This is a genomic window from Pseudomonas sp. FBCC-B1565, from assembly GCF_059133265.1.
This window is the reverse complement of record NZ_CP101438.1, coordinates 2484603-2509567: the sequence shown is the minus strand read 5'-3', so window position 1 is coordinate 2509567 and position 24965 is coordinate 2484603. Positions and strand designations below refer to the sequence as shown.

General features: G+C 64.1%; 30 protein-coding genes. 3 read left to right on the top strand and 27 right to left on the bottom strand.

Annotation, left to right across the window (positions count from 1 at the left end):
- Positions 1 to 36: 36 nt before the first annotated feature.
- A complete protein-coding gene (locus NL123_RS11890; RefSeq protein ID WP_494357834.1) occupies positions 37 to 1401 on the bottom strand; it encodes an MFS transporter in 1365 nt (454 codons plus the stop codon).
- A 179-nt stretch (positions 1402 to 1580) separates the two neighbouring features.
- On the opposite strand from NL123_RS11890, the gene NL123_RS11885 reads away from it, so the two are divergent.
- The gene (locus tag NL123_RS11885) at positions 1581 to 2306 is read left to right on the top strand and encodes a carbonic anhydrase (RefSeq protein ID WP_494357833.1); all 726 of its coding nucleotides are present in this window, start codon (positions 1581 to 1583) and stop codon (positions 2304 to 2306) included.
- On the opposite strand, the gene NL123_RS11880 is transcribed toward NL123_RS11885, so the two are convergent.
- The 7 genes from NL123_RS11880 to NL123_RS11850 are packed head-to-tail and all read right to left on the bottom strand — an operon-like array spanning position 2307 to position 6132.
- On the bottom strand, positions 2307 to 2759 hold the full coding sequence (locus NL123_RS11880; protein ID WP_248482333.1) for an alpha/beta fold hydrolase: 453 nt from the start codon (positions 2757 to 2759) through the stop codon (positions 2307 to 2309).
- The gene (locus NL123_RS11875; RefSeq protein ID WP_494357832.1) at positions 2752 to 3501 is read right to left on the bottom strand and encodes an HvfC/BufC family peptide modification chaperone; all 750 of its coding nucleotides are present in this window, start codon (positions 3499 to 3501) and stop codon (positions 2752 to 2754) included. Before NL123_RS11875 ends, NL123_RS11880 begins: the two co-directional genes overlap by 8 nt.
- Complete coding sequence (gene bufB / locus NL123_RS11870) at positions 3498 to 4322, bottom strand: MNIO family bufferin maturase (protein ID WP_494357831.1); 825 nt, start codon at positions 4320 to 4322, stop codon at positions 3498 to 3500. Before bufB ends, NL123_RS11875 begins: the two co-directional genes overlap by 4 nt.
- A gap of 54 nt (positions 4323 to 4376) precedes the next feature.
- On the bottom strand, positions 4377 to 4649 hold the full coding sequence (bufA2, locus tag NL123_RS11865; protein ID WP_016979675.1) for a BufA2 family periplasmic bufferin-type metallophore: 273 nt from the start codon (positions 4647 to 4649) through the stop codon (positions 4377 to 4379).
- A 26-nt stretch (positions 4650 to 4675) separates the two neighbouring features.
- Positions 4676 to 5437 carry an alpha/beta fold hydrolase gene (locus tag NL123_RS11860; protein ID WP_494357830.1) on the bottom strand — a complete coding sequence of 254 codons (762 nt, stop codon included), beginning with the start codon at positions 5435 to 5437 and terminating at the stop codon, positions 4676 to 4678.
- Between the two features lie 18 nt (positions 5438 to 5455).
- Positions 5456 to 5863: a DoxX family protein gene (locus NL123_RS11855; protein WP_083365789.1), complete on the bottom strand. Its 408-nt coding sequence runs from the start codon at positions 5861 to 5863 to the stop codon at positions 5456 to 5458.
- Positions 5860 to 6132: a BufA1 family periplasmic bufferin-type metallophore gene (locus tag NL123_RS11850; protein WP_049712652.1), complete on the bottom strand. Its 273-nt coding sequence runs from the start codon at positions 6130 to 6132 to the stop codon at positions 5860 to 5862. The genes NL123_RS11855 and NL123_RS11850 overlap by 4 nt, the downstream gene beginning before the upstream one ends.
- 576 nt (positions 6133 to 6708) lie before the next feature.
- Here NL123_RS11850 and NL123_RS11845 point away from each other — a divergent pair.
- Positions 6709 to 9525 carry an ATP-binding protein gene (locus NL123_RS11845; RefSeq protein ID WP_494357829.1) on the top strand — a complete coding sequence of 939 codons (2817 nt, stop codon included), beginning with the start codon at positions 6709 to 6711 and terminating at the stop codon, positions 9523 to 9525.
- 201 nt (positions 9526 to 9726) lie between these two features.
- Here NL123_RS11845 and NL123_RS11840 read toward each other — a convergent pair whose 3' ends face one another.
- The 14 genes from NL123_RS11840 to NL123_RS11775 form a co-directional block, all read right to left on the bottom strand.
- The gene (locus NL123_RS11840; protein ID WP_248482338.1) at positions 9727 to 10185 is read right to left on the bottom strand and encodes an REP-associated tyrosine transposase; all 459 of its coding nucleotides are present in this window, start codon (positions 10183 to 10185) and stop codon (positions 9727 to 9729) included.
- A 126-nt stretch (positions 10186 to 10311) separates the two neighbouring features.
- Complete coding sequence (locus tag NL123_RS11835) at positions 10312 to 11358, bottom strand: EscU/YscU/HrcU family type III secretion system export apparatus switch protein (RefSeq protein ID WP_248482340.1); 1047 nt, start codon at positions 11356 to 11358, stop codon at positions 10312 to 10314.
- Positions 11359 to 11361: 3 nt separating this feature from the next.
- Positions 11362 to 12174 carry a type III secretion system export apparatus subunit SctT gene (gene sctT / locus NL123_RS11830; protein WP_248482342.1) on the bottom strand — a complete coding sequence of 271 codons (813 nt, stop codon included), beginning with the start codon at positions 12172 to 12174 and terminating at the stop codon, positions 11362 to 11364.
- Between the two features lie 6 nt (positions 12175 to 12180).
- Positions 12181 to 12450 carry an EscS/YscS/HrcS family type III secretion system export apparatus protein gene (locus NL123_RS11825; protein WP_016969171.1) on the bottom strand — a complete coding sequence of 90 codons (270 nt, stop codon included), beginning with the start codon at positions 12448 to 12450 and terminating at the stop codon, positions 12181 to 12183.
- A 10-nt stretch (positions 12451 to 12460) separates the two neighbouring features.
- Positions 12461 to 13114, bottom strand: coding sequence for a type III secretion system export apparatus subunit SctR (gene sctR / locus NL123_RS11820; RefSeq protein ID WP_017137580.1), 654 nt, complete (start codon positions 13112 to 13114; stop codon positions 12461 to 12463).
- Entirely contained in the window at positions 13111 to 14112 is a 1002-nt protein-coding gene (gene sctQ, locus NL123_RS11815; protein ID WP_248482344.1) for a type III secretion system cytoplasmic ring protein SctQ, read from the bottom strand. The genes sctR and sctQ overlap by 4 nt, the downstream gene beginning before the upstream one ends.
- On the bottom strand, positions 14109 to 14555 hold the full coding sequence (locus tag NL123_RS11810; protein ID WP_494357828.1) for a hypothetical protein: 447 nt from the start codon (positions 14553 to 14555) through the stop codon (positions 14109 to 14111). The genes sctQ and NL123_RS11810 overlap by 4 nt, the downstream gene beginning before the upstream one ends.
- A 270-nt stretch (positions 14556 to 14825) precedes the next feature.
- Entirely contained in the window at positions 14826 to 16148 is a 1323-nt protein-coding gene (locus NL123_RS11805; RefSeq protein WP_494357827.1) for a FliI/YscN family ATPase, read from the bottom strand.
- Positions 16145 to 16729, bottom strand: coding sequence for a FliH/SctL family protein (locus NL123_RS11800; RefSeq protein ID WP_494357826.1), 585 nt, complete (start codon positions 16727 to 16729; stop codon positions 16145 to 16147). Before NL123_RS11800 ends, NL123_RS11805 begins: the two co-directional genes overlap by 4 nt.
- On the bottom strand, positions 16726 to 17340 hold the full coding sequence (locus tag NL123_RS11795) for a type III secretion protein (RefSeq protein ID WP_494357825.1): 615 nt from the start codon (positions 17338 to 17340) through the stop codon (positions 16726 to 16728). The genes NL123_RS11800 and NL123_RS11795 overlap by 4 nt, the downstream gene beginning before the upstream one ends.
- Positions 17337 to 18119, bottom strand: coding sequence for a type III secretion system inner membrane ring lipoprotein SctJ (gene sctJ, locus NL123_RS11790; protein WP_494357824.1), 783 nt, complete (start codon positions 18117 to 18119; stop codon positions 17337 to 17339). Before sctJ ends, NL123_RS11795 begins: the two co-directional genes overlap by 4 nt.
- A gap of 4 nt (positions 18120 to 18123) precedes the next feature.
- Positions 18124 to 18558, bottom strand: a complete 435-nt coding sequence (locus NL123_RS11785) for a hypothetical protein (protein ID WP_248482350.1) — start codon at positions 18556 to 18558, stop codon at positions 18124 to 18126.
- 9 nt (positions 18559 to 18567) lie between these two features.
- Positions 18568 to 18801 carry a hypothetical protein gene (locus tag NL123_RS11780; RefSeq protein ID WP_058425051.1) on the bottom strand — a complete coding sequence of 78 codons (234 nt, stop codon included), beginning with the start codon at positions 18799 to 18801 and terminating at the stop codon, positions 18568 to 18570.
- A gap of 12 nt (positions 18802 to 18813) precedes the next feature.
- Positions 18814 to 19377 carry a type III secretion protein gene (locus NL123_RS11775; RefSeq protein ID WP_248482351.1) on the bottom strand — a complete coding sequence of 188 codons (564 nt, stop codon included), beginning with the start codon at positions 19375 to 19377 and terminating at the stop codon, positions 18814 to 18816.
- 48 nt (positions 19378 to 19425) lie between these two features.
- Between NL123_RS11775 and NL123_RS11770 the strand changes: the two genes are divergently transcribed.
- On the top strand, positions 19426 to 20190 hold the full coding sequence (locus NL123_RS11770) for a tetratricopeptide repeat protein (protein ID WP_494357823.1): 765 nt from the start codon (positions 19426 to 19428) through the stop codon (positions 20188 to 20190).
- A gap of 260 nt (positions 20191 to 20450) precedes the next feature.
- Here the strand turns inward: NL123_RS11770 and NL123_RS11765 are convergent, their stop codons facing one another.
- Genes NL123_RS11765 through NL123_RS11745 form a run of 5 tightly spaced genes read right to left on the bottom strand, consistent with a single transcriptional unit; the run spans position 20451 to position 24943 of the window.
- Positions 20451 to 20831: a hypothetical protein gene (locus NL123_RS11765; protein WP_248482354.1), complete on the bottom strand. Its 381-nt coding sequence runs from the start codon at positions 20829 to 20831 to the stop codon at positions 20451 to 20453.
- Positions 20832 to 20845: 14 nt separating this feature from the next.
- Positions 20846 to 22126, bottom strand: a complete 1281-nt coding sequence (locus NL123_RS11760) for a type II and III secretion system protein family protein (RefSeq protein ID WP_494357822.1) — start codon at positions 22124 to 22126, stop codon at positions 20846 to 20848.
- A complete protein-coding gene (gene sctV / locus NL123_RS11755; protein WP_248482356.1) occupies positions 22123 to 24255 on the bottom strand; it encodes a type III secretion system export apparatus subunit SctV in 2133 nt (710 codons plus the stop codon). Before sctV ends, NL123_RS11760 begins: the two co-directional genes overlap by 4 nt.
- Positions 24252 to 24587, bottom strand: coding sequence for a tetratricopeptide repeat protein (locus NL123_RS11750; protein ID WP_494357821.1), 336 nt, complete (start codon positions 24585 to 24587; stop codon positions 24252 to 24254). Before NL123_RS11750 ends, sctV begins: the two co-directional genes overlap by 4 nt.
- A complete protein-coding gene (locus NL123_RS11745) occupies positions 24587 to 24943 on the bottom strand; it encodes a hypothetical protein (RefSeq protein ID WP_248482357.1) in 357 nt (118 codons plus the stop codon). The genes NL123_RS11750 and NL123_RS11745 overlap by 1 nt, the downstream gene beginning before the upstream one ends.
- Between the last annotated feature and the right edge of the window lie 22 nt (positions 24944 to 24965).

Here is a 24965-nt window from a genome sequence, read left to right as displayed (position 1 = left end):
CATCCCGAAATATTCAGGTCGCCACGGTAGCGTTAATCAGACCTTTTTCCCATAGGGCAACAAACGCAGACCACTGGCCACCGCGCCCACCAGTGCAAACCCGCAGCCCAGCCACAGCGCATAGTGCGGGCCACTGCCCACGGACAAGTGAAAACACAGGGCCACCAGCGAAGCACCCAGCGTCTGGCCCAACAGGCGTGAAATCGCCACGATGCCGCTCGCCCCACCGCTGCGGGCCAAGGGCGCGCTGGTCATCAACGCCTTGAGGTTGGGTGACTGGAAAAACCCGAACCCGGCCCCGCACAGCGCCATGCGCCAGCCGATATCAAATGCCGAGGCGCCGCTGCCCAGGGTGGCCAACGCAGCCATCCCCACGCTGAGCATCAACAAGCCGATGCCGCACAGCACACCCAGGGACACACGGTCCGCCAGACGCCCCGCGACCAGCGCCATCACCGCCACCACCGCCGGCCATGGCGTCATCAGGAAACCGGTTTCCACCTGGCTGTGGCCGAGCACCGCCTGCAACAAAAACGGCAGTGACACAAAGGCCAGGCCCTGGGCGCTGAAGGCACACACAGCAGTCAAGGAAGACAAGGCAAACACCGGGCGCTTGAACAGGTCGAGCGCCAGCATCGGTGCCGGGTGCCCGGCCTGGCGCCGCAACAGCAGCACACCGCAGACCAGTGCCACGGCAATCAGGCCCAGCGTCAGCACGCCTTGGGCACCGTGGACCGCCGTGCCCAGGCCCAGCACCAGCAGGGCGAACAACCCGGCGCACAACACGGCGGCAAGCCGATCGAAGGCATGCCCGGTCATCGGCAGGGTCGGCAGCGAGCGCAGGCCCAGCCCCAAGGCCAACAGCCCCAACGGCACGTTGATCAGATACAACCAATGCCATGTCGCCACCGACAGGATCGCCGATGCCGCCGTCGGCCCCAGCGTGAACGCCAACCCCACCACCAACGAGTTATAGCCCAGCCCACGCCCGAGCATTGTTGACGGGTAGATATGCCGCAGCAACGCCGTGTTCACGCTCATGATCGCCGCCGCACCCAGCCCCTGTGCCACCCGCGCAGCGGTCAGGGTGACCAGCGATCCGGCCAACCCACAAAACAGCGACGACACAATAAACAGCAGCAAACCGCCGAGGTACACCCGGCGATGCCCCAGCACATCACTGAGCGACGCAAACGGCAGCACCGTGGCGATAATCGCCAACTGGTAGGCATTGACCACCCAGATCACCGAGGCGGAATCGGTACCGATCCCCTCGGCCAGGGTCGGCAATGCCGTGTTGACGATGGCCGTGTCCAGGGTCGCCATGCCGATTCCCAGGGAGATCGCGATCACGGCCGGCAGGCGTTTATTGAGGGGCAACCCATCGGCAACAGAAGACATGAACAATCCGCCCAGGTGACTAAGGCGGTTAGATTAATGGCAGCGGCGAATTTATTCAGTGGTGGATAGGCTACCTGTCAGTATTTTCATGTTCGCGCCCATTGAAAGAGACCTCCTACATTGTCCCGCTGCAATTTTTGCGAGGGTGACGTTCCTCTGCCCTTACGAGAAACTCACTGATGGACAACGATCGTAAAACCGCGCATTGCGATGCACGCCGGCATTTTCTGCGCCTGGCGGCCACCAGCGCCGGGGCTGTGCTTCTGGCAGGTCAGTTGCCAATCGCCTCGGCTCACGTGGCCGACACGCCAACCAGCATTATCGACCCGCAGCAGGCGTTGGCGCGATTGATGGAGGGTAACAGCCGCTACGCCGCCGACGTGACAAAGCGCCGCGACCTGATGGTGGAGCGCGAGGCCTTGGTCAGCGGCCAGCATCCGTTCGCGGCAGTACTCGCTTGCGCCGACTCAAGGATTGCGCCCGAATACATCTTCGATACCGGCCTGGGCGAACTGTTTTGCGTACGCGTAGCCGGCAACTTCGTGACGGAAAACGGGCTCGCCAGCCTCGAATACGCCGTTGCGATGCTGGGGACGCCATTGATCCTGGTGTTGGGGCATGACAGCTGCGGCGCCATTTCGGCTGGGGTCAAGGCAGTCAAAGACAACGTGACCTTCCCCGGTAAAATCCAGAGCCTGGCGGATGCGATCAAGCCTTCCGTGAACAAAGTGCTGAAAGCGCCCGGCAACCTGCTCGACAACGCCATTGCGCAAAATGTCCGGGACACCGTGGCACGGCTCAAGGGCGAATCAAGCGTGCTGGCCGACGCCCTTGCCCAAGGAAAACTCAGCATTGTCGGCGGCACTTACCGACTGCGCAGTGGCAACGTGGAGTTCCTGGCGTGATCAGGTGCGCCAGTGCCCAGTCTTCGCCATCACCCCTACCGCCTCGGCAAAACCCGCCTGGGGCAGCGTGTTGAGCGTGACCAGCCCCACGCAGCGTGTCGGTTTCAGGGTCGCCGTGTGCGTCGCCACGCGTGCGCCCTGCTCCACACCGGCCAGCACCGCCTCAGGGATATGCAGCGCGTTCATCAGTTCCAGCACATCCTGGCCGAGCGTGGCGTCATCGGCCTCGCGCAGGTACGGCACGATCACCCGGAAACCTTGCGCCGCCAGCGGCCCGCTGACCGCCGCAAACACGCTCACATCCGCCGCCAACAAGATAATCGCGCGGCCCTCCTCCGGCCCGAACTGCTCATAACGGACCTCCCCTTCATCCGTGCTCACCTGTTGCAGCGCAAACGCAGGGGCGGCGATCACCACCGACGCCAGCAGTAGAAAACCACGCCGATCAAACATCACTCACCCCCACGATCAATTCACTGCCCAGCCAAGCGGCCAGGTATTCACCCGCCTGCATGACGCCGGCCTCTTCCCCCAGGCGCTGCACCAGCAATTCACACAGCCCGGCGAAACTGCCGTCAGCCTGTACGTGCTGCACCGCCTGAAGCTCCAGCGCATCCATCTGACGCAGCCGCGAGGTGAATTGCCGCCGCCACACCAGCAAACCGCCCGCCTGCTCCAGCATCATCGCTTGCGGCGCGGGCGTTTCCTGCCACAGCGCCGACCAGATGGCCTCGGCATTGGTGGTCAAGTCGTGGCAACGCAACGACGGTGTGAGCTGCACTACCGCGGTGTCCCAGTCCAGCTCGGCCAGCGCTTCCAGGGCCAGCGGTTGCGCGTCAGCGGCGACAAAGGCTTCATTCAGGGCCGACTCGATCCACGCCAACTCATGCACATCCGGATTGCGCGGGAACACCTCCTTCAAGGTGGTGTAGAACCCCTCGGGGTACGCGTCCAGGGTCCAGGCATGGGGCGGATGGTTGTCGATGTGCGTAATGCTCGCGGCCAGGAACGCTTCCTCTCCAAGCCAACGGCGCAGGGTGGGGAAAGCCTGTTCGAGGCAGCCCACCAACTGGGCGCGGTAGTTGTTCTGGTACACCGCCAAACCGACGTGATTGCTGCCCAGCAACTGCGCGGATTCATCTGACGCGTTCACCAGCCAGCGGCGAAAAGCCTGCTGAAGTTGCGCCAGGTTCATCGCGCTGCCCCCAACGTCCGGGCCATCGACAGTTCCTGAAGCAGCTCGGCGAGCGGCGGGATCTCATCATCGCGCTCGATCATGGTCGCCACCGGCCCCAGCCGGGTCATGGCCTGGGCGTACAGTTCCCAGACGCCGGTGCACACCGGGCTGTCATGGCTGTCGATCAAGATGTCACGGCCCTGGCTGTGGCCAGCCAGGTGCACCTGGCGTACTCGCTCGGCGGGGATGCCGTCGAGAAACGCCAGGGCGTCGAAACCGTGATTGCTCGCACTGACGAACACATTGTTGACGTCCAGCAGCAGCTCACAGCCGGTGCGCCGGGCCATGGCCGTGATGAACTCCCACTCGGTCATGCAGGCACCCTCGAACGCCAGATAACTCGAGGGGTTCTCGAACAGCATCGTACGGCCCAGCACATCCTGGGCCTGATGGATATTGGCGCAGACCCGGTCCAGCGCTTCGTCGGTGTAGGGCACCGGCAACAAGTCATGGGCATTGAAACCGCCACTGCGCGACCAACTCAGGTGGTCGGAGACAAACAGCGGTTCAATTTCATCCACCAGCGACTTGAGGCGCCGCAGGTAATCGGTGTCCAGCCCTTCGGCGGTGCCGATGGACATGGACACGCCATGCAGTGCCACCGGGTAGCGCTCGCGCACCTGGCGCAGGATGTGCCGGGGCTGGCCGCCCGCGACCATGAAGTTTTCGGAGATCACTTCGACGAAGTCCACGGGCACCGAGGTCTCCAGAAAGTCGCAGTAATGCTCCTTGCGCAGCCCCAGGCCGTAGCCTGAAAAGTGAGGGTTGGATGTCGACATGACGGATCTCCGCAACGAATAAGTGGCGAGCCCACACAGGGCCCGCCGGATGGATTACTTCGGTTCGGTCAAGGTGCCACCGGCCTTGAGGCACTCGGACGGGGTCTTGACGATCACGCCTTCGCCCTTGCAGCTGTTGAGGCCCTTGCAGTCGTTTTTGGCGGTGGCGCACAGGCTGGTGCCTTTGCAGGTGTTGACGCCGTAGCAGCGGCCGGGTTTTTCCTGCTGGTCGGCGGCGCTGGCGGCGGTGGCGAATGAGGCCGACGCCATGGCGATCAGGGCAGCAGCGGCAGCGAGGCTCAGACGGGACTTGAGTGCAGTGTTCATGGGTGTTTCTCCAGGGTTGGGGTGAATTACTTGATAACGGACGCAGCGTCTTCGATGACCTTCGCCACAGCCTCGGGCTGGGAGATGTACACCGAGTGGCTGGCCTTGATTTCGGTGACCTTGGAACCGGCACGCTTGTACATCCAGCGCTGCAGGTCGGGGCTCAGGGCACGGTCTTCGGTGGAGACCACCGCGTAGCTCGGCTTTTTGTGCCAGGCCGCGGCCCACACGGTGCCGCCGAACAGGGCGGCGGTCGCGGGGACCTGGGAGGCGGCCATGAAGTCGGTGCGGTTGGTGGTCAGGTCGGCGGCAAAGTCGGCATTGAACTTGGCGCGGTCGAAGAACAGATGACCGTCGCGGCTCTGCTTGATGTCATCACTGGGCGCCGGCATCGAGCCGATCAACTGGGCCATGTTCTCGCCCACTTCCGGTTGCAGCGCCGACACATAGACCAGCGACTTGACCTTGTCGCGGTCGCCGGCAATCGAGATCACCGCGCCAGCGGAACTGTGTCCCACCAGCACCACCGGGCCGACTTGCTGCTCCAGCACTTCGCGCGCCTCGGCCACGTCGGCGGCCAGGTTCTCGTGGCCCTGGTGCACCACCGTGACCTTGTAGCCCTTGTGAATCAGGATGTCGTGCACCACACGCCAGCCGGAGCCGTCGACAAACGAACCTGGCACGATCACCACGCTTTTACCGGTGCCGGGCTGCGGGGCATCAGCGGCCTGGGCCAGCATCGGAACGGTCAGGGCCATGGCAATGGCCAGGGAAGAAAGCATACGCATTGGAAATCTCCATCAAAGTTAAGAACGTTTGCCCAGGATCAGGCGGTCCAGCGACCAGGCCCCACCGCCATACGCCAGCAGCGGCAACAGCAGGCCCGCCCAGGTCAGGTGCACCGGCCAGGCATCGGGGTACACAAACACCTCGATCACCAGAGTCATGCCCAGCAGCGCGGCGGCGGCCGGACGGGTCAGCAGGCCCAGCACCAGCAACAGCGGGAACAGGTGCTCGGCGTAGGTCGCCAGGTGCGCCGCCCACTCCGGCGGAATCAGCGGCAAGGCGTACTCCGAGCGGAACAGCGTGTAGGTCGACGGCTTGAGTTCAAGAAACCCGGTGACCTTGGTGCGCCCCGACAGAAAGAACACCGCCGCGATCCCCACCCGGGCCACCAGCAACAGCAGGGCTTCGGGCAGCAGGCGCTGGATCACGGCTGCTCCGTGAGGCTGCCGAAGCCTTTAGGGGTCTTGATCTGGGTGCAGGTGCCTTTGTCCACCAGTACCCAGGCATTGCCCTGGTAGTCGGTGGTGGCGGTGCCGGCACAGGAGGTACCTTTTCCGGCGGCGCAGTCGTTGGCACCGGCAAGGGACACGCCAAAGCATTTTTCCTGGGGCTTGGGCTCGTCGGCGTGGGCCACGGCCGCGAAGGCACTGAGGGACAGCGCAAGGGTTGCCGCGAGGGCTGCGTAAGGACGCTTCATAGGGTGAGTCTCCTGGCTTGACTGAGTGTGGCCAGGGCGCCTTGGGGGTCGATGACCGCCTGCGCCAGCTGGTGAGCAGAGTTAAAGCCAGGCGTGTATCCGCTCTGTGTCGCGAACGCGATAGAACGTCATGCGGGTGTATCAGGATGGTGCAGGGATACAGTTCGATACACAGTCAATAAAACAGTGCCAAAACCCCGGCGCTGTATTCGGCATCCCGAACGACACAATTAGAAATATTCGCCTTTCCGAACGAAGGCTTTTTCGTGTCTTCGACGACCGCAAAAATCACCATAAATTTCATGCGGTTGTTGTCATGTTTGTTACATGCCAACTGGCATACATTCTGCTTTATCCGTATTTCTGGTAATAAAATGTTTCAGCCCTGAGACAGTCTCATCCCCTGAAGCAATACCTGAGACACACCATAAAAACGACCACGCCCCAAAGGAGGGCGGCCTCTCCGACCTTTTGATCGACATCAACTTTCCAAGACTGCTGCTGCACATCTGTACCCCAAAAAGGGCGAACGGCCTGAACGCCGATAACAAGCCCGACTATAAAAAGGACGATTTGATGAGCTCGAGCAAGAACCACGCAGTGTCCTTCCTGGATGCAGACCACCCCGCGCCGACTACCCCCGACAGCACCCTGGGCTTTGGCCCCTTTCTATTACTGGCCAAGCAACATGTGTTGTTGCGCAACGGCGAGCCAGTCACCCTGGGCAGTCGCGCCCTCTACCTGTTGATTGCCCTGGTGACCCGTGCGGGGGAATTGCTTGAGAAGGCCGAACTGATCGCCTTCGCCTGGCCCAAGGTGGTGGTGGAAGAATGCAACCTGCGCGCACAGATCGTCGCGCTGCGCCGGGCCTTGGGTGACGATGGCAATTTCAGTTATATCGTCACCGTGCCGGGCCGCGGCTATCGTTTTGTCGCCCCCGTCACCGTACAGGCAGCCGCTGAAGAACACCTGCCCGTGCCCTATGTGCGAATGGATGAGCCCAACCCGCCGACGCCGACGGCGGAGGTGATCGGTCGCGACGCCTTGATCGCCAGCCTGGCCGACCAGGTCATGAGCCATCGCTTCGTCACCCTCACCGGCCCCGGCGGTATCGGCAAGACCACCGTGGCCATGGCCGTGGCGCAGCGCCTTGCCGGTGAACTCAACCTGGGTACGTGCTTTGTTGACCTGGCATCGGCCACCAGCGGGCAATGGGTGGCCGGCATGCTCGCCAGCGCCCTGGGTATCCAGACCGTCAGCGCAGACCCGCTGCACTCTGTAGTCGCCAGCCTGGCCAAGGGCCGCTTGCTGCTGGTGCTCGACAATTGCGAACACGTGCTGCCGGCCACCGCTGACGCAGTCGAAACCCTGTTGCGCGGCGCCCCGCAATGCTGTGTGCTGACCACCAGCCGCGAACCGCTGCGCGCAGACGGCGAACGCGTGCACGACCTGGCGCCGCTGGAGGTACCCGACGCACACGCCCCTCTCAGCGCCGAGCAAGCCCTGGCCTGGTCCGGTGTGCGTCTGTTTGTGGAGCGCGTACGCGCCCTCGACCCAAGTTTTGTGTTCCACGACGCCGACGTCGCGGCCGTGAGTGCGATCTGCCGCAAACTCGACAGCAACGCGCTGGCGATCGAAATCGCCGCCGCTCGCGTGCGCACCTTTGGTGTCCAGGACCTGGTCGGCCTGCTCGACGGCAGCTTCCGCCTGCAAATGACCGGCCGGCGTACCGCCCTCGCCCGGCACCGTTCACTGAGCGCGACCCTGGACTGGACCTACGCCATGCTCAGTGACGACGAACAAACCATGCTGCGCCAACTCGCGGTGTTCACCGGTTCCTTCACCCTGGAGGCCGTCAAGGCGATGACCACCAGCAGCCGGCTCGACCCGCGCAACGCCCTGCCCTTGCTCGAAAGCCTGATGGACAAGTCGCTGCTGATCGCCAGCGAATCCCCAGTGCACAAGCGCTATCGCCTGCTGGAAACCACCCGCGCCTACGCCCTGGAAAAACTCAACGAACAGGGCGAAACCCGCGCCACCTGCCAGCGTCACGCGCACTATGCCCTCGACGTGTTGCGCGAGGCCGGGCGGACCCTGGACGGCCTGTCGCCGGCCACCTGGCTGGCCCTCTACGCCCCGGAGATCAACACCATTCGCGCAGCGCTCGAATGGGCCTACTCACCCACCGGCGACCTGCCCCTGGGCATCGAATTGACCCTGGGTGGCGTGCCGTTATGGCTGCGGGTATCACTGGTCAGCGAGTGCCGCAGTTGGGTCGACAAAGGCCTGGCCAGCGACGCCCTCGTCCCGCTGCCCTTGCGCCAGCGCATGTTGTTGCAGACCGCCCTGGCCAGTGTGCTGATGCTCACCTATGGCACCGGCGGCCCGATGCGCGAAGCCTGGCGCCAGGTGTGCGAAGACGCCCGCGACCTCGGCGATGCCGAGCACAAGTTGCGTGCACTGTGGGGCCTGTGGACCGACCGTTGCGGTTGTAACCAGTACACCGAAGCCCTGGAACTTGCCGAGCGCTATATCGCGCTGAACAGCAGCGGCAGCCAACAATTGCTCGGCAAACGCATGCGCGCCGTGGCGCTGTTCCACATGGGCGACCTGATGGGTGCACGGCAGAACATCGATGAAGCCCTGGGCTCGCCGTCGGCACCGCGCTCGCACATCATCGACCTGCACTTCGACCAACGCATCGCCGCCCGTTGCCTCAAGGCCAAGGTGCAGCTGCTTGAAGGCGACGTCGACCCGGCGCTGCGCCTGATCGGCAACTGCGTCGACGAAGCCATCTCCCTCGAACACCCCGCGACCCTCTGGTACACCCTGTGCCTGGGCGCCATACCCCTGGCCCTGCTGGCGTCCAACCTGCCGAAAGTGCGCTATTACCTGGGCCTGTTGCAAGACAGCACCACCGGCCAGGACCTGCACATTTGGCGGCAATTTCGCCTGTGTTTCGAAAGTATCCTGCTGATCCGCGAAGGCGCGCCGGAAACCGGCGTGCCGCAACTGGGCGAAGCCTTGCACCACCTGCAAGGCCAGGGCGACAGCCAGCTCTACAGCCTGCTGCGCTGTGAATACGCCCTGGGCCTGGCGCGCCTGGGCCTGGAAAAACTCGCCCTGGAAGTGCTGGAAGACACCCTGCAATTGGCCCTGGGCCGCCATGAACGCTGGTTCGTGCCGCAAATGCTGCGGATCAAGGCACAACTGACCTTGCGCCAGGCGCACTATGGCTCGGTGGACAAGGCCACCGTACTGCTGCGCCAGGCCTGGGTCGACGCGCAGTTGGCGGGCGCGCATTTTTGGCGCGCGCAAATCGCAACCGACCTGGCGCGGTTGCAAGAACCCAAGCTGCGCATCGCCTCCCTGCCGCGATTCCAGCACCGATAAAGTGGTGAGCAGACTTCCTGTGATGAGCGGGCTTCCTGTGGTGAGCGGGCTTGCCCCGCGCTGGGCTGCGAAGCGGCCCCAATCCAGTCACCGCATATCTCCAGTCAGAAACAGGTCGCCTGGTTTAGGGCCGCTTCGCAGCCCAGCGCGGGGCAAGCCCGCTCACCACAAGCACAACCACAAGCCACACCCAGAAACCCATCAGAGCCAAACAGCATCCCACAGCGGGTAATCGCCTACCCGCTCAACCAACCCAGCCCGCAATGGGTTGGCGATGATGTAGCGGGCCATCTTGCGAATATCATCTTCCTCACGTACCGCCCTATCGTGATATCCGGGCTGCCAGACACGTTCTTTGCTTCGGCGACGACGATTGATGGTCAGTGTGCTGCGCGACTTGATACGCCGCATTACATCGGCCAGGGTCTTTTGCTTCAGATCGAATAGCCAGTGGATATGGTCAGGCATGATGACCCAAGCCAGGGACTCGACCAGGCCCAATTCGTGGGCATTCCGGAATTCGGCAACCAACAGGCGCCCAAGGAACAAATCAGTAAATAGACGTTGGCGGTTGTGAACGACGATGGTGATGAGGTAGCTACGGCCGTGTTCCGAATAACGCCCGTGGCGCAGGCGATGGGATTGAGGTGCTAGGCGCATATCCATTACTCCTGGAGAAGTCCTTAAGAGCATTAACGCTAGCGACTGATTTAAGGTGAGCCAGTGTTACTTGGTGACTGGATGTATCCCAATGTCCTTGAACAGCCTCCCTCTGGTAGCTGAGGGTCAGATAAGGCGAGCGGCCACCAGCCAGTCCGCCACGGCCTGGAACGACGCATCCGGCACCGGATCACCGGGGACGGTCTTGCGCGCGATCTCAGCGGCCAGGACCCTGTCCGGCGCATGGGGAATCCCCAGGTCATAGGCCTCCTGCAGCATCAATAACGCCTCCTCCGGCGAAGCCCGGCACACGATCACCGGCACCGGGGTTTCCCCGCGCACATAGCGCACGCCAATCACCCAGCCGTCGGTGGTGCCGATCATCATGGACGCACGGCCCAGACCCAGCTTGGTCGCCAGTGCCTGCATCTCGTTGCGCTGGCGGCGGCGCTCGCTTTTGATCAGCGGGTCGCCGTCGATGTCCTTGCGTTCGCGCTTGGTCTCGCTGCGCGTCATCTTCATGTCGCGGCCGAACAGCCAGCGTTGCATCATCACGTCCACGCCGCCCACCAGGATGAACGCACACAGCACGGTGAACACCAGCGGCTTGAGCACCAGGAAAAACGTCGACTGCATGCACTCGGCACCGCAACGCGAGGACTCCATCAGCGCCTGCAACGCATGCTTGCCGACCACGTAGAACGCGATTGCCAGCACCTGCACCTTGATCAGGCCCTTGATGAACTCCACCAGGTTGCGCAGGGCAAAGATCTTCTTCATGCCCTCCGCCGGGTTGATGCGCTTGAACTCGGGTTTGATCGGGTCCGTGGAGAACACAAACCCGCGCATGGTGATGATGTTGGTCAGGATCACCACTCCGGTGGTCACCGCCATCACCGGCAACGTGATGCCGATCACCAGTTGCTCGGCATGGTCGAGCACCCGGGGCCATACGGTGGCGAACGGTTCGATATAGATTTGCGCGGTGAGGTCGATCAACGCGGTGACCTGGGCCTTGGCCCGTGGCGCCAGAATCGAAATGCACAGCGTGCAGAACAGGATAACCATGCCCGACACCAAGTCCTGGCTCTTGGCGACCTGGCCTTTCTTGCGTGCGTCCTGGAGCTTCTTGTCCGTGGCCGGCTGGGATTTTTCTTCGCTGGTATCGGCCATGGTCTACTCCATTCCAGCCAGGGTCTTGAGCAGTTCGACGGTGCCGCGAAACTCCGCCAGTTGGTCAAGCATCAGCGGGATCAGGAAGCCGATGTAGATCACCATCAGAATCGTGAAAAACAGGTTTTTCACCGGCAACGACAGGTCGAAAATATGCAGGTTCGGCGCCATGCGCGACAGGTAGGCGAGCATCAAGTCGGTCACCAGCAGTGCGATCAACAACGGCGAGACCATCAGCACACCGACGCGCATGATCTGGTCAAGGATCGACAACACCGCCAGCAGCGCCGAGCTGGCGAACACTGGCGTGAACGAGGTGACCGGCCACAGCTGGTAGCTGTGGTAATAGCCGTCGACCATCAGGATGAAACCGCCGGACATGAAGAACAGCGTGATCAGCATCACCGTGAGCAAGGTCGCCATCACGCTGGACTCCCCGGACGACAACGGGTCCACCAATTGCGCCATGGTCGAGCCGCGTTGCAGGTCGATCAACTCCCCCGCCACCTCGGCGGCCCAGAACGGAATGCCGAACAGCAGGCCGATCAAAATGCCGATCAGGAACTCCTTGATCAGCAACCCGGCGATAAACACGCTGCCGTGCTCCGGCATCGAGGTCAGCGCGTCGAACACCGGGAAAAACATCGGGATGGAAATCGCCACGGCCACGCAGCCGCGAATCATGCCGGTGAGGCCCAGGCGGTTGAACGCCGGGGTGATCACCACCACGCCCATGGCCCGGCAAGCGGCAAGCGACGCGGAGCTGATCACCGGGTAGGCGACTTCGAGGAACTGCGCGGTCAGGCTGGCATCCATGGGCGGTCAGCGCGTCCACATCGGGAAATTGTCCAGCACCTGGCCGCCGAGTTCCGCCACCTGCCCGGCGAGTACCGGCCCCAGGAACACGATAGTCAGCAACACCGCCACCAGCTTCACCACCTGGGGCAACGTCTGGTCCTGGATCTGCGTCAGCGCCTGGAACAGGCCCACGCTCAACCCCACGATAATCGCCACCCCCAGCGCCGGCGCGGAGAGCATCAGCACCGTCATCAGCGCCTGTTTCATCAATGACAGGAATACGTCCTGGCCCATGGGTCGTGCCTCAGCCGTAACTCAGAATCAAACCGTGCATCAAGCGCGACCAGCCGCTCAGTGACACGAATAAAAAGATCTTCAGCGGAATGGAAATCAGGTTCGGCGAGACCATCGACATGCCCATGGCCATCAGCACGTTGGACACCAACAAGTCCACCACCAGGAACGGGATATAGAGCAAAAAGCCGATCTCGAAGGCGCGGGTCAGTTCCGAGCTGACGAACGCCGGGATCAGCACCACCAGGTCGTCGTCACGCAAATCGGCGCGTGCCTCAGGCGACCAGATGGTCTCAGTAGCCTGCACGAAAAAACCGCGTTCGGACTCATTCGCGAAGCGCTTGAGGTGCGCTTGCAACGGCGGACGCAATGCATCGCCCAGATCCTTGAGTTGCTCCACATGCTCGATGTTGAGGTCGCGCCCCTCCACCTGTCGGTACATGTCGCCAATCAACGGGGTGGTCACGTACACCGACAGGATCAACGCGATGCCGTACAGCACCAGGTTCGGCGGTGTCTGTTGCACGCCAAGGGCGTTGCGGATCAGGAACAGCACCACCGAGATCTTCATGAACCCGGTGAGCGTCACCACCGCCAGCGGGATCAGCCCGATCGTCGCAACGACCAGGATGATCTCGATCAGGTTCGGCTGATAGCCGGTCATGGGGTGGCAAAACTCAGCAGGCGCACACCCAGGCCGTCACCGATTTTCACCAGTTGGCCCTGGCCGACGCGGCGGCCGTTGACCATCAGGTCGACGCTGTCCACGCCCGGCGTGTTGAGCTGCAACAGGCTGCCGGCGCCCAGTTCACGCAATTGCGCCAGGGTCAGTTCCAGGCTGCCCACCTGGCACACCAGTTTCAACGGCAGGTCATCCAGCGCAACGGCGGCATCAACATCGGTCATGGGGTTCTCCGGTTCCACAAAGGGGGCTTGCAAGGCTTCCTGCAAGCGCAGGACTTCGCCCTGGTATTGGCAGCGCGCCTGCAGGCGGCCGTCGAGGTCGAGCACAAGGCCCGGACCTTGTTCCAGCATCAGCACATCGCCTGGGCGCAGGCTGCGCAGTTCGCCGAGGCTCAGCCACTGGCGCCCCGCCACCACCGCCAGGGTCTGGCACAGGCCTGGCAAGGGGTCGGGTTCGACCTCGGCGTATTGCGCCAGCAACTGCGCAACCAGCACCGCGGCGCTTTCGCTCAGGTCCAGCTGGGCGCTCATCGCGGGTTGGTTGCCGAAGGTCAATTCCAGCGCCAACCGCAGGGCAAACACGCCCTGCTCATCAGCGGCTTCGAGCACCTGCACCGGGTGACCGAGCAACGGTTCCAAGGCTTCGATCAGGTCGAGCAGCGCCAGCTCCAGCAACAACGCGCGCGGCAGCGCAGGCAACGGCTGCACATCGAACGGCAGCGCCAGCGGCAGCGTCAGTTGCTCCAGCGCCGCAGCAGACAGACGCAGGCGCACCGGGGCACGGCCCAGCGACAGCAACACGTCACGCGGCGCATCAAGGCTGTGCACTGCGGCGGCCCAGCTCACGCGCAGGTCCTGCCCAGCGCAACGGCCCTGCCAGGGGCGGCGACGGCGATGCAGTTGGTTGTGCAGGGCCAGCAATGCCGGGTCGTAGTGGGTCAGCCACGGCGACAGCGGGTCGGCAAGGGCTGCGATCATGTGCCGGTGCCCTCATCACGCAACTCGCCAACGCGACGCTCATCGCTTTCGCGGCCTTCGAGCAGGCTTTGCCAGGCGTCGGACTGACGCTGGCGACTCAGTCGCTCCTGACGGAACAGATCGCGTTCGCGCTCCTGGCTTTCCAAGGTGATGGAGACGTGGCTCACATCGTTTTCCAGTTGCTGCTGGTCATCCGACAGGCCGCGCAAGCGATCCTGGGCCGCCTGCCAACTGGCGACCGACAGGCCTTCGGTCAGGGACGCATAAACCTGCCGCGCTTCCTCGGCAATCGCCTCACGGTGCAGGCGCAATTGCTCCTTGGCGTCGGTCAGCACACCGTGGGTCTGCTCGCAGCGTTGCTGCTGCGCGGCCAGTTGGCTGGCGGCGCGTTGTTCGCGCAACACCCGCAGGGTTTGCAGGGTACGTAGTTGTTCGGTTTTCATTGGGCTGTCTCCATGTTCATGCCGATACACACATCGGTGGTGAGCCTGCTTGTTGTGGCGAGCAGGCTTGTCCTGCGTTGGGGTGCGGAGCAGCCCCTTGTAAACTCACCAGGCTCTTCCAGATAAAACTCAGCGCCTGGTTTTGGGGCTGCTGCGCAGCCCAACGCGGGGCAAGCCCGCTCACCACAACAGGCCTACCCAGCACAACAGGCCCGCTCACCACAGCAAGCCCGCTGACTACAACAGGCCTGCTCACCACCACAAGTCGGTTCATGCCAACACCTGGCGCATGCGGTTCAGGGTTTGTTCCAGGTTGCTCGGCTCATCCGCGTTCTGACGCAGGAAGGCTTCGATAGCGGCGTGGCGGTTGATCGCTTCATCGGCCAGGGGATCGCTGCCGGCGGAGTACTCCCCCACGCGGATCAGCATTTCGATCTCGCCATACCGCGCCATCAATTCACGCATGCGCATGGCCAGTCGCTTGTGTTCTTCACCGGCGACCTGCTCCATCAAACGGCTGCGACTGCGCAACACATCCACCGCCGGAAAGTAGTTGCGCTGGGCCAACTCGGCACTCAACGCGATATGCCCGTCGAGGATCGAACGGGCCTCTTCGGCCACCGGATCACTGGCGGCATCACCCTCGGTCAGCACGGTGTACAGCGCGGTAATGCTGCCGCTGGGGCCGGGGCCGGCGCGTTCCAGCAAACGCGGCAAGGCCGAGAAGAACGACGGCGGATAACCGCGCCGGGTCGGCGGCTCGCCCACCGCCAGGCCGATCTCGCGCTGGGCACGGGCGAAACGTGTGAGGCTGTCCATCAACAGCAATACGTTGCGACCCTGGTCGCGGTGGTACTCGGCCAGGGTGGTGGCGACAAACGCCGCACGCACCCGCTCGGCGGCCGGGCGATCCGACGTGGCAACCACCGCCACCGTGCGCGCACGCGCCTGGGCGTCAAGCTGCACATCGAGCAATTCGCGCACTTCCCGGCCACGCTCGCCGATCAGGCCGATCACGATCACATCGGCTTCACTGTTGCGGATGATGCTGGCGAGCAGCGACGACTTGCCCACACCGGGCTCACCGAAGATGCCCATGCGTTGGCCCTGGGCCAGGGTCAGCAGGCCATCGATGGAGCGAATGCCCAATGCCATGGAGCGCACGATCAGCTGCCGCGAAAACGGTGCCGGCGGTTCAGCGTGCAGCGGGTAATGCTGCAAGGCCACGGTCGGCGGGATGCCGTCGCCGTCGAGGAAATCGCCCATGGGGCTGATGACCCGGCCGAGCTGCGCATCCCCGACCGCCACGCCCAGGGTTTCGCCGGTGGCGGTGATTTGGGTGCGCGTGGACAGGCCTTCCATGGAGCCGATGGGCGACAGGATGGCTTCGTCGCCGTCAAAACCGATCACCTCGGCGCTCAGGCTGCGCGCGCTGCCGGGGTCGCGCAGCTGGCACAGTTCACCGATGCTCGCCCCGGCCACGCTGGCGCGCAGCAATACACCGCGAATACTCAGCACGGTGCCGTGCATGGGTCGCGGGCGCGCCTGGGCCAGGCGTTCGGTGAGGCGTGGCAGCAGGTGTTCCAGGTTCATGCCACGCCCTCTTCGGCGAAGGGCAACAAGCTGCGACGCAGGTTCTGCAATTGGGCTTCGAGGCCCAGTTCCACAGAGCCGGCCGGGCTGTTCAGGCGGGCCTGGCCGGCGCTCAGCTGTTCATCCGCATCCACTGCAATCGCCAGCCCCTCCAGCTTGAGGCGTTGGCGCAAGGCATCTACGTCCGCCGACGGCACCCACAGGGTCAGGGCCTGGTCCTGGCGAAACGCGCTCAACGCCTGGCGGGTACTGCGCACCACGCGGTCGGCCGTATCCAACTCACCCAGCACTTCGCGCACGATACCCAGGGCCAGGTCGGCCAGGGACGCTTCCAGGCCGCTCAAGTAATGCTGCACCTGGGCTTGGGTAGCGAGCAGCAGTTGCGCCACCTGTTCGGCGCCAGCTTGCCGGGCACTTTCAAAGCCCTCTGCGCGGGCGCTGCTCAGCCATTGCTCGCTGTCGGCGCGGAGCTGCTCGGCCTGCGCCTTGGCCGCTTGCAGGAAGGCAAAACCATCGCTCCATAGCGCGACTTCATCGGCGCGCAGGATGCGGGCGGTGGGGCGGCTTGGCAATTCAGTCATGGCGTGATCTCCTCGGCCAGCAGGCACGCGGCGGCGGCCTGGACGATTTCCAGGTCGCGTGGCACACGGGCGCTGTGGCCCTGGGGGAAGGCAAAGCGCAAACGCAGCCAGCCCTGCCAGTCGGCATGCTGGGCGTGTAACCAGGCCGCGACACAGCCTTGGCCATCGCGGTCGATGGCGTCGACCAGCTCGGCCGGCTCGCGCAGCAGATCCGCCGCGCCACCGAGCTGGCGCAAGGCCAGGGCGCTCACGAAGACTTCAGCGCCCAGGCCTTCGCGCAATTCATTGACCACTTCGCGACGGATCTCGCGGCTCAGGGTCGGGGCATGCCAGATGGCGCCGCACAACCTCGGCAAGCGGGCAAACTGTGTCGGCGACAGCAACAGCACCGACAAGTCTGCCGCCATTGGCGTGGTCAATTGCGCCATGGGCGCCAGTTGATAATGGCTGACCAGCAACAGCTCCAGGCGCTGGCGAAAGCGTGGCTGGCCCTGCATCGCCTGCAGCACGGCGTCTGGCAATTCATCGGCAAAACACGCGCCCAGGCTCGGCCCGCGCACAAACCGCAGCGGCTCGGCAATCAGCCCCTGCCAGCGTTCGAACAAACTCATTCACCCTCCTTGAGCACATACAACGCCTGGGACTGACGACGTGCCCACTGCTGACGGGCGAGCACACCCACCGCACCGAGTGCGATCAGCAACAAGGCGCCGAACATCAGCCGCGCCTGGGCCAGGTTGTCTTCCAGCAGCCACAGGCCCATGAACCGCGCCAGGCGCGGCTGCGCCGGGTTCTGACTGATGGCGACGGCGGCCTTGATCGCGGTCACCGAAACGCCGTCGTAACTCAACCCGGAGATGCCGTTGGCGACCAGCGTCTTGATCTGCGGGATCAGCGTATTGATATCGGTGTCCGGGTCGTAACGCACCAGCACCGAGGCCGACGATGGTGAAATCACGCGCTTGAGCAGGTCATTGTCCGGCAGCACCACGTGCACGCGGGCGGCGACGATGCCGTCGATCTGCGACACCGAGTGCGACAGCTCTTCGCTGAGCGCATAGATCATCTGCGCCCGCTCCTGCACCGGCGACGACACCAGGCCGTTGCCCTTGAACACTTCGCCCATGTTGGAAAAGCTCTGCTGCGGCAGGCCGGCGTTGTCAAGCAGGGTCATGGCTTCGGCAAAGCGTGACTCATCCACCACCACCTTGAGCTGGCCGTTGTCCTGGGCCTTGCGTTCGGCCGGGACGCCACCGCGCAGCAGTACCGCGACCATGGCATTGGCGTCGCGCTCGCTGAGGTTGGTGTAGAGGTCGGTGTTGCACGCCTGCAACAGGCTGGCGAGCAGGCCGATCAGCAACAGGCGCAGGGCGCGGTTTGGGCTTGGCATACGGTTATTGACCCTTGAGCAGCGTGTTGGCGGAACCGGAAATCTGTGTCGCACCGCGCACCACCATCTGGGTTTCGATGGAGTAATCGAACATCTTGCCTAGGGAGTGAACGATCTGGTCGACCTGTTGCTCGCCGACTTTTTTCCCCGGTTCACCCTGGGGCGAAGCACTGGCGGTGCGGACTTCTGCCTGGGCCGGCGGCGGTGCCGAAGGATTGTTGGTGAGCAGGTCGGCCCGTTCGGAGAAAGCCCGCGTACGGTCGATGAAACTGTTCATGCGCTCCATCAGGCCCGAGCCGATCTGGTGCGGGCTGGCGCCTTCGGGCATGCCCTTGGCGGTGTTGGCCATGTGCTCGAACAGGTTCTGCGAGGCCCCGGCGGGCCCCGCGCCGGCAGACGGCGGCAACGCCGAAGCACCGGCAGCGAGACTGATAGTCATAGGGGTTTCCTACTCTTCGTCGTCATCGGACATGGCGTCGTTCAGCAGTTCCTGCATCTTCGGCATGATGATGAACTGGCCGCCATAGGTGACCGCCTGGGTGATGAACGAATCGGTGAGTTCGGCGTCGGTGGGCTCGTTAGGTTTATCGGCGGTCTTGGCGTTTTCCACCGCCGCATTGAACTTGGCTTCAGGGCTGGCGCCACCAGGGGTGGGATTGCTGTCTACGGCCGTTACGGACATGGTGCTGCTCCTTTACTGGGTTGGGGTTTCGGTACTGACTTGCGCGCCACGGAACACCCGCACCCCGCGCTCGCGCGCCACCGGGGCGGCGGCGACCTTGGGTTGCAGGTGATCCACATGCTGCTGCACCAGCGCCAGGTACGGCGGTGGTCCGGACACGAACACTTCATCGCCCTCGGGGCCGTTGCGCATGGACAACTGCTGGCCGAACACATCGAGGTTGTTGAGGTAGGCCTGCAACTGGTCGAGGTCCAGGGCGTTGGCCTTGAAGAGCTTGGTGCTGATTTCATCGCTGGCGTTGAGGTACAAGAGGTTGCCGTCGAAGTACCAGGTGAGGCCGTTGGTGCTGCACAGGGTTTGCAGGAACTCCCCGGCGGTGGCCGCGCGAATCGTGCTGCGAGCCTTGCCGCGGACCTTGTCGGAGAGCACCAGCGGCACATCGAGGTTATGCCCGAATTCTTCCAGGGCACTGCGTACATCCTGGTCCACCAGTACGTAGGCGTACGGCTGGGAGAACCAGGCAGGTTCTTCGGCAGCGTGGGCGAAACTGGCGCTGAACAGGCATAGGACAGCCATCAAAAATATGCTTACATGGCCTCCGCCTTCGCCAGACGAGTTGTGACGATGACCGCTAGATTTCTGCTCGCCAGTACCCTGCTGCTGGCCGCCTGCGCCCACCAGCCTGCGACCGATGCCGACAAGTCCCTGCAACTGGCCAACGACCTGAGCAAGCGCGGCGACTACGCCAGTGCGGCAGCGCTGTACGAGCGGGCGGCGCAGCAACCCGGCGCGGGTATCGAGCTGTGGCTCAAGCTCGGCCAGGCCAAGCTCGACGCCAAGGATGCGGCGGGCGCCGAGCGTGCGTTCCAGCAGGCCCTGGGGTTCGATGCGCGCAATGCCGAGGCCCTGCTCGGCCTGGGCACCGCGCAATTGCAAGTGGGCAAGACCCAGCGCGCCGCCACCGCCCTGGGCCAGGCGGCCGAGATCAGCGGCTTGCCGGTTGCCTACACCCGCCTGGGTGTCGCGCAGATCCTCAATGGCCAGGCCGCTGCGGCGCAAACCGCGTTCGCCAAGAGCCTGAGCCTCAAGCCCGACGACCTCGACAACCGCTGCAACCTGGCCCTGGCGTATGCGCTGGGTGGGCAGTCGCAGCAGGCGCTGGACACCATCACCCCCGTCGCCCAGTCGCCCCGCGCATTGGCGCGGCATCAGCGTAATGAGTTGTTGGTGATGGTATTGGCGGGGTACGAAGGCCGCGTCGCTGCGCTGCCGTTGGACGATATTCCCGCAGCCGAGCGGGCGCGGTTGGTGGATGAAGCCAAGCGGATCAGGGCGATCAGTGATCCCGTGGCGCAGGCTCGGGAGTTGGGGTTGGTGGATCCGCGCTGAATCTGCTGCAGATGACTTTTCTGTGGCGAGCAGGCCTGTTGTGGTGAGCAGGCTTGCCCCGCGTTGGGGCGCGAAGCGGCCCCTGTCAAATTCACCGCATTCCAACAGACAGTTCTCAGCGCCTGGTTTTGGGGCTGCTTCGCAGCCCAACGCGGGGCAAGCCCGCTCACCACAGGAAGCCCGCTCGCCACAACAGGCCCGCTCACCAGTATAGGCCTGCTCCCCACAGCAAGCCCGCTCGCCACAGCAAGGAACACAGGTCATTGCTTGCCCCCTGCCGCATCAGCCTTGGCTTCCTGCTGGTCCTTGCGACGCTGCAATTGCTCGCGGTCGAACCCTTCGATGTACACCTGGGCAGCGCGGCCTACGGGCGCGGCCATGGCCGGGCCGGTGGCGCGGCCTTGGGTCAGGTCCTGCTTGCGCTCGACCATTTGCATCAGGTTCAAATTGTTCGCACAGCCAAGCGCCAACGTCGGTTTGAAATCCTCACCCAACCCGACGGTGTCCGTCGCCGGGGGTTGCTGGCACTGGGTCGGCAAGCCATCGGCGCGGTATTCGGACGAGTAATACGTCGGCGCCAGGTGGGTCTGGCAACCCATCAGCGCCAGGGGCAACAGCAGCAACACACGTAAAACAGTCATGGCAGGCCCCTTGATCAATTCATGTAGAAACCGAACGCCCCGCCGCTGCGCGGTCCGGTGGCCGCTGCGGTAGCCGGTGGTGCGTCGAGGGGCGTGGCGAGGTTGCGACCGCGCACCGGCTCCACCAGGTACGGCGTAATCAGGATCACCAGTTCGGTTTCATTGCGCTGGAAGCGCTTGGAGCGGAACAGGTTGCCGAGGATCGGCAGGTCGCCCAGCAGTGGCAGTTTCTCGATGTCCTGGCTGCTTTGGCGCTGGAACAGGCCGGCGATGGCGAAAGTCTGCCCGCTGCCGACTTCCACCCGGGTATCGGCACGACGCACGCTGAAGGACGGCACATGGAAATGGCCGAAATCCACGGTGCCGCCGCTGACCACCTGGCTGACTTCCGGGCGCACTTGCAAGGCTATGCGGCCGTTGGGCAGCAGGGTCGGGTTGAACAACAGCGACACGCCGAACGACTTGTATTCGATGCCCACCAGGTCGCGGTTGACCGGCACCGGTATCGCCACTTCGCCACCGGCGAGGAAGCTGGCGGTCTGGCCGGTCATGGCGGTGATGTTCGGTTCAGCCAGAATCTGCAACACACCGTTGGCCTGCAAGGCGTCGAGCATGCCGTCGATATTCACATTGCCGGAGCCTGCGCCTGCAGCGGCCAAGCCCCCCGCCGACGCTGCTGCCAACGGGCCACCGGTGATCAGGCCGAACGAGAACGTGCCGTTGTTGAACATCGCATTCCAGTTCACGCCGTAGTGCAGCAACTCCGAACGCGACACCTCGGCAAAGCGCACCCGCAGGTTCACCTGGGCGGAGCCTGCATATTCAGTGGTGTTGATCGCGCTCTGGAAACCCTGCCCCTGGGGATTGAGCAGCGCGTTCAGGTCTGTGGCTTCCGCCACCGAGCCTACGGTGCCTTTGGCGATCAGACGGTTACCGGCACCGCTGATCTGCGCAGCGTTGCCGGGATGCAATGCCTGCATCGGCGCCGTCACCGCCTGGCTGGCGCTGCTGACGGCCAGACTCAGGTTCGCCAGTTGCTTACCGTCACTGCCGAGGGCGATCAGGCTGGTGTTGCCCGGCGCCTTGCCGAAGATGTAGATCGTGCCCGGTGACACCACCTGCAAGTCGGCCACATTCGGTTCGGCCACCAGCACCGTGTCCACGGGAGCGACAAAATGCAGGATGCGCCCTTCACCGGAGGCCAGGGCGATAGAGCCACCGGCGCCGGCGGCGATTTCCTGAGCCTGGCTCACGCACGAAAAAACACTCAGCAACAATACACAAAAACGCATCATGAGGCAGACGCCAGGGCAGTGACGGAAGCCGCGGCAGGCGCGCGGCGATTGGAAATCTCGGTCAGGCTGATGGTCACCAGCGCTTGCAAGTTGTACTCGGTGGCCAGCTCGCGGAACGACAGCACCGCCAGTTCCAGCTCGCCGCGCACCACCAGGCGACGCAGGCTGCGGCGCAGTTCCGGGTGCACCAGCAACACCGCGCTGTTGACCTCGCGGGTGTGCTCGCAGGCCTGGCGCAGTTGGGTGAGCAAGGCGCGGCTGACGTCCTCGGGGATCAACTCGCGCTGCGGTTCCTGGCGACGCAGGGCGCCGCGCAACTGGTCTTCCAGGCCCGGCGCCAGCACCAGCGCACCGATCACCCGGTTGCGGTCGGCGTACTGATGGCTGATCTGCCGGGCCAACGCGGCGCGCAGGTGTTCGGCCAGGCGCCCGGCATCGGTTTCACGGGCGCCCCACTCCACCATGGCTTCGAGCAAGGCACGCTGGTTGCGGATCGACACACCTTCGCCGACCAGCAAACGCAGGGTTTCTGCGACCCGTTGCAACGGCACCAGGCGCAGGGCTTCCTTGACCAGTTCGCCGTAGGTGGCCTCGGTGCGCTCCAGCAGCAGGCGGGTTTCCTGGATGCCGAGGAAGTCGGCAGCGTAGCGACGCAGGCTGCGTTCCAGCACACCGCGCAACACCTCGTCGGGCAGCAGGAAACCGATGCCGGCGTTGCGCAACGTGTCTTCGTGCTGGCGCTCGACCCAGTGGGCGTTGCGGCCCGTGAGCGGCGAGTCGGCCTGCACCGTGGCGAGGTCGAGCAACTGCACGTGCACCGGGTCGTCCTGCACCAGCAGGCAGTTGATCGGCAACTCGCCTTCGCTGACCGGCACGCCTTCCAGGGACACGCGGAAACTGCCCGGTGTAGCCTTGGCCTCCATGTAGATGCCTGGCACCGGTACGTCGACGCCGAGTTCGGTGCGCAAGTCGTGGCACAGCGCTTCGACGCGTTGGCGCAGCAGTTGGCGCGGCGCGCTTTGGGACACGCCGCTGCCGATGGTCAGCAGCACGCGGGCGTCGGGCAGCAGGTTGTCATCCAGTTCGGCCTGGACTTCGACCACCGGCTCCGGCGTCTCGACCAACACTTCAAGTTCCGGCTGGCGGTGATGCCGGCGATACATCATGAACGCCGCACCGCCGAACACCAGGGACAAGCCGAGGAACACCCAGGTCGGAAACCCCGGCAACAGGCTCACGCCGATCATGATCAACGCGGTCAACCCCAGTGCACGGTAGCTGGCGCCCAGTTGCTTGATGATCTCGCTGCCCAGGTCCCCCGCTTCACCGTCGCTGTTGACACGGGTGACCACGGTGCCCGCCGCCACCGAAATCAGCAGCGCCGGGATCTGTGCGATCAGGCCGTCGCCCACGGTGAGCAACGAGTAGGTGTGCACCGCGACGCCGAACGGCATGTCGCGCTCGATCATGCCGATCAGCATGCCGCCCAGCAGGTTGACCGCCAGGATCACCAGGCCGGCGATGGCATCGCCCTTCACGAATTTCATGGCGCCGTCCATCGCGCCGAACATCTGGCTTTCGCGCTCCAGGCGTGAACGCCGGCGCCGGGCTTCGGCCTGGTCGATATCGCCGTTGCGCAAGTCGTTGTCGATGCTCATCTGCTTGCCCGGCATCGCGTCCAGGGTGAAGCGCGCGGCCACTTCCGCTACGCGCTCGGCGCCCTTGGTGATCACCACGAACTGCGCCACGGTGATGATCAGGAACACCACCATGCCCACCACCACTTGCCCGGCGATCACAAAGTCGCCGAAGGCCTTGACGATATGCCCGGCATCGCCGTGCAGCAGGATCAAACGGGTGGTGGTGATCGACAGCGACAGGCGAAACAGCGTGCTGAGCAGGATCAGCGGCGGAAGCGCGGAGAACTCCACCGAATGGCCGATGTAGAACGCCACGATCAGGATCAGGATGCTCAGGGCGATATTGAGGCCGATCAGCGCGTCCACCAGGTAGGTGGGCAGCGGGATGATCATCATCACAATCGCCATCAGCATGAACGCGACGATGATCACGTCGGTACGCTGCGCAGCCAGGCGCGCCAGGTTGTTCAGGCGGTTGAGTGCACTCATGCGCCGGCCCTGCGTGCGGCCAGGTAGCGTTTGAAGCACTGGCGCGCGTCGTCCTTGAGTTCGCCGTACCACAAGGCGCGGGCGCGCAGCAGCAACAGGCTGGCGGACTCGCCTTCCAGCGCCACCAGACGGTCGAGGGCGCCGAGGGCGCGAGTCGCGTCGCCGCTGTCGGTGAAGGCCAGCACCAGCGAGCGCAGCAACGCGCCGTCATCGGGAACGACGTTGACCGCGATCAGCAGCATCACCAGGGCGCGTTGGGACTGGCCATTGCGCCGGTACAGCTCGCCGATGCCCTTGAGCAGTTGCACGGCGTCGTCGTTATCGCGAGCCATCAGGCATGTACCTCCGAGCGTTGCTGTGCGAGGGTGCGGCGCATCTCGATTTCTTCACCGATCAGCTCGACGGCCAGTTGCTTGATGTGTGGCTCGGTGTCCAGGCTGGGCAGGATGTGTTCCATCACATGCTCCAGCAGCTCCAGGGAACGGGCGCTGCCGAACAGCAGCGAGTCGACGCCGGCGGCGCTGGTGAGTTCTTCGAGGTCACTGCGCAGGGAGCGGCGAGTCTGGGTCTTGCGGGTCTTGAGCACCGCTTCGAAAGCGGTGGCCTGGCGCGAATTGACCGGGCGCACGGCTTCGACCGGGGCGCTGCGTACGTCACTGGGGATCAACGGGCGGGGTTCGACTTTCATCCCAGGGCCTTAGCTTAAAAGC